Below are 6,000 nucleotides of genomic sequence, written 5' to 3'. Positions count from 1 at the left end.
ATTTTATTTACAAATCTTAATTGACGTTGTTAACCCGATAATGACTCCCACACAAAGTGGTGTTGTTTCTGGTTGTACATCTGATGCCCCTTGGATTTCCGCTAACTCTTCTTCGCTTAATTCATTTAACGCTTTTCCCGATGGGTGTTTCGGTAAGTCGTTTAACTTCTCTCTTACTTGTGGATCTTTCCACGCCTCTACTAACTCTTCTTTTGTGAACTTGTATCCTTTTGACATTTTATTCATCCTCTCGTTTTGGTTTTTTATTTTATTTACAAATCTTAATTGACGTTGTTAACCCGATAATGACTCCCACACAAAGTGGTGTTGTTTCTGGTTGTACATCTGATGCCCCTTGGATTTCCGCTAACTCTTCTTCACTTAATTCATTTAACGCTTTTCCCGATGGGTGTTTCGGTAAGTCGTTTAACTTCTCTCTTACTTGTGGATCTTTCCACGCCTCTACTAACTCTTCTTTTGTGAACTTGTATCCTTTTAACATTTCATTCATCCTCTCGTTTTTTTATTTATTTGTTTGTTGTTCTCTACAGTTATAAATTTACAAGATTTAAACTTTTTAGATAACTTCGCAAAATTGCATATTTTTAACATTTTTAAAATAAAAAAATTCCTAACCTACAAAATGTAAGTTAGGAATCTCAGTTCTAAATTCAAGATTAAAGAAACAATAATTGACTAACGATAATATCAAAAAGACCCTTTGCACATGGTATTTTTACTTACCACATACAAAGGGCCTCTCCCAACACAAAATAATATTAAAGTTTATATAACGCGCCCAGAGGGATTCGAACCCCCGGCAGACGTGGTACCGGAAACCACCGCTCTATCCGACTGAGCTATGGGCGCATGATTATAGAAAACACTTCATTTTCTTCTCATAATAATAGCAATAAAATCCATCTAAATCAATAAAAATATCCCCGTAATCCTTTATGACGCTTAGTTATGAGTATATTAACAAAGCACCCACCCCTAAATTTTCCAATCATAAATTCAACCCAACTCACAAATTATAATCTTTGAATTGATATTCCAAAGGGGGCTTCATTCAATGACTGTAATTACGAAATTAAAGCAAACTGTTTCTGGATTAAAAAGTGCACAAGCTAGCTTAGAGGGATTCGCTCTTGATACGGATAACCAACAAGCTAAGCAACTTTTCCAAACAGCTGCACAGCAAACACAAACGATTATCGATTCTTTAAACCCACGCGTTGAAGAAGTCCAACAAGAAGAACCACAATACTCACAGCAATAACGAATCAGTCTTGCTGTGAAATAGAAAAAGGATGATATGCAGTCATCCTTTTTCTATCACATTACATATTGCAATAGAAATGGAATGATAAGTATGCAAAAACTCGGACTCATAACCGTATTATTTGCTCTTCTATTTAGCTCTTTTACCGGATGTGATAATAGTCCCTTAGATAAAAAAGTGAAAGAAGAAGCAAAACGAACGGAGAAAGAGAAAGGTCCTAAATTAACAAAGATGAGTACGGAATCCTTTAATCAATCTATATCACAAGGAGCCAAGAAAAGGGCCCTCGCTATGGATGGGATTATAAAAAGTGCGGCAGTAAATTCAAATTTAGATCTCTACATAGCAGTTACACCTGAGCATCACGAAAGATTTGGATTAAAACCTCTCCGTAAGAAGCTCCAAAAGCAGCTAAGTGATGAGCACCCCACTTTCGATGTTCGTGTAAGTACAGATAAAAAAATCTTTATGTTACTTGAAAAGCTTGAAAGAAAAATTAAGGAAAAGAAAGTATCTAAAGATGAAATTAATAAACAATTAAAATTCATTGGTAAAAAAATGGAGTCTAACACTTAACGCTTTTTAAAAGAAAAGGAAGGTTTGCAATGTCTAGTAAAGATAAAAACTTAACCCCTGTGCAACAGGAATATAAAAAATTCGAGCAAGAACGCGAACCGAAGCGTCCTGTCTTAAAAAACTGTATAAAAGCCTTTTTCGTTGGTGGTTTCATTTGCCTAATTGGGCAACTCATTTCTACTTTTTATATTACGTATTTCGATTTCACTGAACGCTCAGCAGGGAATCCAACAGTAGCAACTCTTATTTTCATCTCGATGTTACTAACTGGGTTCGGCGTATATGATCGTCTCGGTCAATTTGCAGGTGCTGGGACAGCTGTACCTGTCACTGGATTTGGTAACTCTGTTGTCGCCGCATGTATCGAGCACCGGACGGAAGGGTTTGTCCTTGGCGTTGGCGGTAACATGTTTAAATTAGCCGGCTCCGTTATTTTATTTGGTGTATTTTCAGCTTTCGTCATCGCACTTATTAAAACGATTCTCGTTCAATGGGGAGGGCTATAAATGTTACAAGGACACCGAACGTGGGTATTTGAAAACAAACCAGTTATTATTTCGACAGGAGTCGTCGGCGGGCCGTTTGAAGCAAAAGGAAAAATCCCCGAAGACTTCGATATCCTTCATGAAGATTTATGGCTCGGACAAGATTCCTATGAAAAAGCACATAAAATTTTGTTCGAAGAAGCTTGTAGCCGCGCCACTGAAAAAGCAGAACTTCGTAAAGACGATATCCAATTTGTACTCGCAGGAGATTTAATCAATCAAATTACTCCAACAAGCTTTGCTTGCCGTACACTGGGCACTCCTTATCTCGGACTATTCGGCGCTTGTTCTACTTCTATGGAAGGTTTAGCACTTGGGGCGAGTATCGTAAATGCAAAAGGCGCAAAATATTTATTAACTGGGGCATCAAGCCATAACACCGCTGTAGAAAAACAGTTCCGCTACCCTACTGAATATGGTGGACAAAAGCCACCTACCGCGCAGTGGACAGTAACTGGAGCAGGAGCCGCTATTTTAAGCGATACTGGACACGGCCCTAGGGTAACATCAGCCACAATCGGAAAAGTGGTTGATATGGGATTAACAGATCCGTTTAATATGGGAGGCGCAATGGCTCCAGCCGCCGTCGATACAATTGAGGCCCACCTACGCGAACGCCAAATCGACGCCTCTTACTACGATTTAATCGTAACCGGTGACCTCGGACATGTCGGCCGCGAAATTGCTTATGACTTATTACATAAACACGGAACGAAAGTAACGAGCGAACAGTTTCAAGATTGCGGGCTGCTCATTTATAGAGAAGGGCAACCTGTCATAGCTGGGGCTAGTGGACCAGGATGTTCCGCAACAGTCGTGTACGGTCATTTATTAAACAGAATGAAAAGAGGAGAGTTCAAAAAAATACTTGTCGTTGCGACAGGCGCTTTACTATCTCCACTTACATTCCAACAAGAAGAAACGATTCCGTGCATCGCTCACGCCGTTTCAATTGAATTCGGAGGTGCAACGCAATGATTTTTTTCTGGGCTTTCGTCATCGGCGGACTCATATGTGTAATTGGCCAACTTATGTTTGATGTCGGCAAACTAACACCCGCTCATACAATGGCAACACTCGTTGTTGCTGGAGCTATATTAGATGGATTTAATTTGTATGAACCATTAATTGACTTCGCTGGAGCTGGGGCAACCGTACCTATTACAAGCTTCGGTAATGCCCTCGTTCACGGCGCAATGGAAGAAGCCGCAAAACATGGCATCGTTGGCGTTATTACCGGCATGTTTAAAGTAACGAGCGCCGGTGTATCCGCAGCTATTATTTTCGGCTTCATCGGAGCATTGTTATTCAAACCGAAAGGATAAGGAGTGTTTGTATGACTGTTATCGCTAGCGTAAAAACCTGTCTCGCTAGTGTAAGGGGCGCTCAAGCAAGTTTAAGTTCCCTTTCACTAAATTCACAGGATGAAGAAACAAAACGTGTATTTCATGAATGTATGTTAGAAATGGACAGCGTCATCGCTGATTTACAGAATAGGATTTCAGTATTAGAACGTGAAGAACCTCAATATAAAGGGTTTTAAGTAGACTGGAGGAAATGACTATGTCTCACCTGCCGGAATGGACACTTGTCATTCTTCGCTCTGTATTCATATTAATTATTTTATTCGCTATTACGAAATGGTTAGGGAAAAGACAAATCTCTCAGCTCTCCTTCTTTGAATACATAGCTGGAATGACAATCGGTGACATCGCTGCCCAAGTATCTACAGGGCTCGATTCAAAATTTTTTCACGGCGTCTTTGCGATACTTATTTTCGCCTCGGTACCTTTTTTTGTTGGCATTCTTTCCTTAAAAAACAAAGCCGCTAGAGATTTCTTTGAAGGAAAATCGACAGTGCTAATAAAAGACGGAAAAGTACTTGAGGATAACTTAAAGAAAGAGAAATATACAAGTGATGAGTTACTTGAACTTCTTAGAGGAAATGGTGCATTCAGTATAGCGGAAGTCGAATTTGCGGTCTTAGAACCGAGTGGAGAATTAAATGTACTATTAAAGAAAGATTCTCAGCCACTTACAGCAAAAGATCTCGGTTTAAAAGTGCCAAATGAAAAAGAACCACAAACTGTTATTATGGATGGAAATGTACTAGATGAACCTCTTTCAGCAAGCGGACATAACCGCGCTTGGCTACATTCAGAATTAGAAAAAATCGGTGTTGTTATTGAAAATGTCTTCCTCGGTCAAGTGGATTCATACGGACAACTGACTATCGACATTTATAATGACAAACTACAAATGCCTTCTCCTCAAAACAAACCTTTATTATTAGCATCATTAAAAAAATGTCATGCTGATCTTGAACTATTTTCCTTAGAAACAAAGTCGAAATCAGCGAGCGAAATGTATAGTAAAAACGCGAAACAAATCGAAAAGATTTTAAATAAAGTAACCTATCTTTTAAAAGAATAGATATCGAAAGAACGCTTCAGTCAAAAGGCGTTCTTTTCTTTTTTCCTATCGCTTTTCTAACGTTTAAATTTATGTAATTCGGTTATGATGTTGAAGATACATAAGCAGGGAATTTCAAAAACATAGCGAATATTTCATGGTACAACTACATATTTTTTTGATTTAAAGTGGTTTCGTTTGACCTTTATTGACCATAATTGTATTATAAGACTAAGAAAGCTTTATAAGGAGGAAATAACAGATGAATTTAATTCCTACAGTAATTGAACAAACAAATCGTGGAGAACGCGCTTACGATATTTACTCTCGACTATTAAAAGACCGCATCATTATGCTTGGTAGCGCAATTGATGACAACGTAGCTAACTCAATCGTTTCCCAGCTTTTATTCTTGGAATCTCAAGATCCAGAAAAAGATATTCACATCTACATCAACAGCCCTGGTGGTTCTATCACAGCAGGTATGGCAATTTACGATACAATGCAGTTTATTAAACCGCAAGTATCAACAATCTGTATCGGTATGGCTGCATCTATGGGTGCATTCTTACTTGCAGCAGGTGAAAAAGGAAAACGTTATGCACTTCCAAACAGTGAAGTAATGATTCACCAACCACTTGGTGGTGCACAAGGTCAAGCGACTGAAATCGAAATCGCTGCTAAACGTATTCTATTCTTACGTGAGAAACTAAACCAAATTCTTGCTGACCGTACAGGTCAACCACTTGAAGTACTACAACGCGACACAGACCGCGACAACTTCATGACAGCAGAAAAAGCTTTAGAATACGGTTTAATCGATAAGATCTTTACAAATCGTTAATAGATATTTAAAGCGGAAGCGGCTCGTTCAGAATCGCAGGGCGATGGAGCCCCTGATTCCGAGGCGCTTTTTGCCTCGAATGAAGGGGCGAAGCGACCGGAGATTCTAGCCGCTGGAGCTGGATAGATTTAAAGCGGAAGCGCCCTATAACAGGGCGCTTTTTTTATATGCTGTTCTCCGCCCGCATACCCCACCTAGTATCAAGCGAAATATATCGGCGATTTTTCAAATATATCGACCGTAACTCCAATTATATCGGCGATTATTTTAATATATCGACGTTTCGACACAACTTATCGACTTACCGACAATTCTCGACAAGAACGCACATCTCACAT

General features: G+C 39.1%; 10 protein-coding genes and 1 tRNA gene. 8 read left to right on the top strand and 3 right to left on the bottom strand.

From position 1 onward, the window contains the following. Positions 1-3: 3 nt before the first annotated feature. From ACTFNE_RS19340 to ACTFNE_RS19330, 3 genes are all read right to left on the bottom strand, one after another. Positions 4-237 (bottom strand): mersacidin family lantibiotic, encoded by a 234-nt coding sequence (locus ACTFNE_RS19340; RefSeq protein WP_000033706.1) that lies wholly within the window; start codon positions 235-237, stop codon positions 4-6. A gap of 31 nt (positions 238-268) precedes the next feature. After that, positions 269-502 carry a mersacidin family lantibiotic gene (locus tag ACTFNE_RS19335; protein ID WP_046199679.1) on the bottom strand — a complete coding sequence of 78 codons (234 nt, stop codon included), beginning with the start codon at positions 500-502 and terminating at the stop codon, positions 269-271. A gap of 292 nt (positions 503-794) precedes the next feature. Continuing rightward, positions 795-870: transfer RNA gene (locus ACTFNE_RS19330), tRNA-Arg, on the bottom strand. Positions 871-1,075: 205 nt separating this feature from the next. Here ACTFNE_RS19330 and ACTFNE_RS19325 point away from each other — a divergent pair. The 8 genes from ACTFNE_RS19325 to clpP all read left to right on the top strand — a co-directional run bounded on the left by ACTFNE_RS19325 (position 1,076) and on the right by clpP (position 5,662). After that, positions 1,076-1,282, top strand: a complete 207-nt coding sequence (locus ACTFNE_RS19325) for a DUF1657 domain-containing protein (protein ID WP_000216166.1) — start codon at positions 1,076-1,078, stop codon at positions 1,280-1,282. Positions 1,283-1,375: 93 nt separating this feature from the next. Continuing rightward, a complete protein-coding gene (locus ACTFNE_RS19320) occupies positions 1,376-1,861 on the top strand; it encodes a YhcN/YlaJ family sporulation lipoprotein (RefSeq protein WP_071727107.1) in 486 nt (161 codons plus the stop codon). Positions 1,862-1,890: 29 nt separating this feature from the next. Further along, on the top strand, positions 1,891-2,367 hold the full coding sequence (gene spoVAC, locus ACTFNE_RS19315) for a stage V sporulation protein AC (protein WP_000095407.1): 477 nt from the start codon (positions 1,891-1,893) through the stop codon (positions 2,365-2,367). Then, positions 2,368-3,384 carry a stage V sporulation protein AD gene (gene spoVAD, locus ACTFNE_RS19310; RefSeq protein WP_000938952.1) on the top strand — a complete coding sequence of 339 codons (1,017 nt, stop codon included), beginning with the start codon at positions 2,368-2,370 and terminating at the stop codon, positions 3,382-3,384. It abuts the gene before it with no gap. Beyond that, the gene (spoVAE, locus tag ACTFNE_RS19305) at positions 3,381-3,731 is read left to right on the top strand and encodes a stage V sporulation protein AE (RefSeq protein ID WP_000575919.1); all 351 of its coding nucleotides are present in this window, start codon (positions 3,381-3,383) and stop codon (positions 3,729-3,731) included. The genes spoVAD and spoVAE overlap by 4 nt, the downstream gene beginning before the upstream one ends. An 11-nt stretch (positions 3,732-3,742) precedes the next feature. Continuing rightward, positions 3,743-3,949: a DUF1657 domain-containing protein gene (locus tag ACTFNE_RS19300; RefSeq protein WP_071727108.1), complete on the top strand. Its 207-nt coding sequence runs from the start codon at positions 3,743-3,745 to the stop codon at positions 3,947-3,949. 20 nt (positions 3,950-3,969) lie between these two features. Next, complete coding sequence (locus ACTFNE_RS19295) at positions 3,970-4,839, top strand: DUF421 domain-containing protein (RefSeq protein ID WP_270706535.1); 870 nt, start codon at positions 3,970-3,972, stop codon at positions 4,837-4,839. A 241-nt stretch (positions 4,840-5,080) separates the two neighbouring features. Beyond that, on the top strand, positions 5,081-5,662 hold the full coding sequence (clpP, locus tag ACTFNE_RS19290; protein ID WP_001049162.1) for an ATP-dependent Clp endopeptidase proteolytic subunit ClpP: 582 nt from the start codon (positions 5,081-5,083) through the stop codon (positions 5,660-5,662). Positions 5,663-6,000 lie beyond the last annotated feature (338 nt).

It is taken from the genome of Bacillus cereus group sp. MYBKT111-2 (genome assembly GCF_051915205.1).
Lineage (GTDB): Bacteria > Bacillota > Bacilli > Bacillales > Bacillaceae_G > Bacillus_A > Bacillus_A paranthracis.
The sequence above is the reverse complement of the archived record's forward strand: the minus strand, read 5'-3'. Positions and strand labels throughout refer to the sequence as shown.

Bases quoted from the DNA above. Each gene is read 5' to 3' on its own strand.
- ACTFNE_RS19335 (WP_046199679.1), bottom strand. From the start codon at position 502: ATGTTAAAAGGATACAAGTTCACAAAAGAAGAGTTAGTAGAGGCGTGG.
- ACTFNE_RS19340 (WP_000033706.1), bottom strand. From the start codon at position 237: ATGTCAAAAGGATACAAGTTCACAAAAGAAGAGTTAGTAGAGGCGTGG.
- spoVAD (WP_000938952.1), top strand. From the start codon at position 2,368: ATGTTACAAGGACACCGAACGTGGGTATTTGAAAACAAACCAGTTATT.
- ACTFNE_RS19320 (WP_071727107.1), top strand. From the start codon at position 1,376: ATGCAAAAACTCGGACTCATAACCGTATTATTTGCTCTTCTATTTAGC.
- spoVAC (WP_000095407.1), top strand. From the start codon at position 1,891: ATGTCTAGTAAAGATAAAAACTTAACCCCTGTGCAACAGGAATATAAA.
- ACTFNE_RS19295 (WP_270706535.1), top strand. From the start codon at position 3,970: ATGTCTCACCTGCCGGAATGGACACTTGTCATTCTTCGCTCTGTATTC.
- spoVAE (WP_000575919.1), top strand. From the start codon at position 3,381: ATGATTTTTTTCTGGGCTTTCGTCATCGGCGGACTCATATGTGTAATT.
- ACTFNE_RS19300 (WP_071727108.1), top strand. From the start codon at position 3,743: ATGACTGTTATCGCTAGCGTAAAAACCTGTCTCGCTAGTGTAAGGGGC.
- ACTFNE_RS19325 (WP_000216166.1), top strand. From the start codon at position 1,076: ATGACTGTAATTACGAAATTAAAGCAAACTGTTTCTGGATTAAAAAGT.
- clpP (WP_001049162.1), top strand. From the start codon at position 5,081: ATGAATTTAATTCCTACAGTAATTGAACAAACAAATCGTGGAGAACGC.